Genomic DNA, 1,178 nt, shown 5'->3' with positions numbered 1-1,178 from the left:
TTACTCGACGATGCTGGCGACGATGCCGGCGCCGACGGTGCGGCCGCCTTCGCGGATAGCGAAGCGCAGCTTTTCTTCCATCGCGATCGGAACGATCAGCTCGACGTCAACCGTGATGTTGTCGCCAGGCATGACCATTTCCGTGCCTTCCGGAAGCGTCACGATGCCGGTCACGTCCGTCGTGCGGAAGTAGAACTGCGGACGGTAGTTCGTGAAGAACGGCGTATGACGGCCACCTTCTTCCTTCGTCAGGATGTAGGCTTCGGCCTTGAACTTCTTGTGCGGCTTCACAGTGCCCGGCTTTGCCAGGATCTGGCCACGCTCGACGCCGTCACGGTTCACACCGCGGATCAGCGCGCCGATGTTGTCGCCGGCCTGACCCTGATCGAGCAGCTTGCGGAACATTTCAACGCCGGTCACCGTCGTCTTCGACGTCGGACGAATGCCGACGATCTCGACTTCTTCACCAACCTTGACAATGCCACGCTCGACGCGGCCCGTCACAACCGTACCACGGCCAGAGATCGAGAACACGTCTTCGATCGGCATCAGGAACGGCTGGTCGATCGGACGCTCAGGCGTCGGGATGTAGGCGTCAACCGCTGCCATCAGCTCGCGGATGGCGTTTTCGCCGATTTCCTTGTTGCTGTCTTCCAGTGCAGCAAGCGCCGAACCCTTGACAACCGGAATGTCGTCGCCCGGGAAGTCGTAGGACGACAGAAGTTCGCGAACTTCAAGCTCGACGAGCTCCAGAAGCTCGGCGTCGTCAACCTGGTCGACCTTGTTCAGGAACACAACGATTGCCGGAACGCCAACCTGGCGGGCGAGCAGGATGTGTTCGCGCGTCTGCGGCATCGGGCCGTCGGCGGCCGAGCAAACCAGGATCGCGCCGTCCATCTGCGCAGCACCGGTGATCATGTTCTTCACATAGTCAGCGTGGCCGGGGCAGTCGACGTGCGCGTAGTGACGGGCAGCCGTCTCATATTCAACGTGCGCCGTCGAAATCGTGATGCCGCGCGCCTTTTCTTCCGGTGCCGCGTCGATCTGGTCATACGCCTTGAACTCACCGAAGAACTTCGTGATCGCTGCCGTCAGAGACGTCTTGCCGTGGTCAACGTGGCCGATCGTCCCGATGTTAACGTGCGGCTTATTGCGCTCAAACTTACTCTTTGCCATTT

1 protein-coding gene is annotated in these 1,178 nt (G+C 60.5%); it reads right to left on the bottom strand.

What is annotated here, in order from left to right:
* Positions 1-1,176, bottom strand: a complete 1,176-nt coding sequence (tuf, locus tag PY649_RS34725; protein WP_120703906.1) for an elongation factor Tu — start codon at positions 1,174-1,176, stop codon at positions 1-3.
* Between the last annotated feature and the right edge of the window lie 2 nt (positions 1,177-1,178).

This window comes from Rhizobium mayense, assembly GCF_030272705.1.
GTDB classification, from domain to species: domain Bacteria; phylum Pseudomonadota; class Alphaproteobacteria; order Rhizobiales; family Rhizobiaceae; genus Rhizobium; species Rhizobium mayense.
This window is presented reverse-complemented; position numbering and strand designations above follow the sequence as displayed.

Bases quoted from the DNA above. Each gene is read 5' to 3' on its own strand.
- tuf (WP_120703906.1), bottom strand. From the start codon at position 1,176: ATGGCAAAGAGTAAGTTTGAGCGCAATAAGCCGCACGTTAACATCGGG.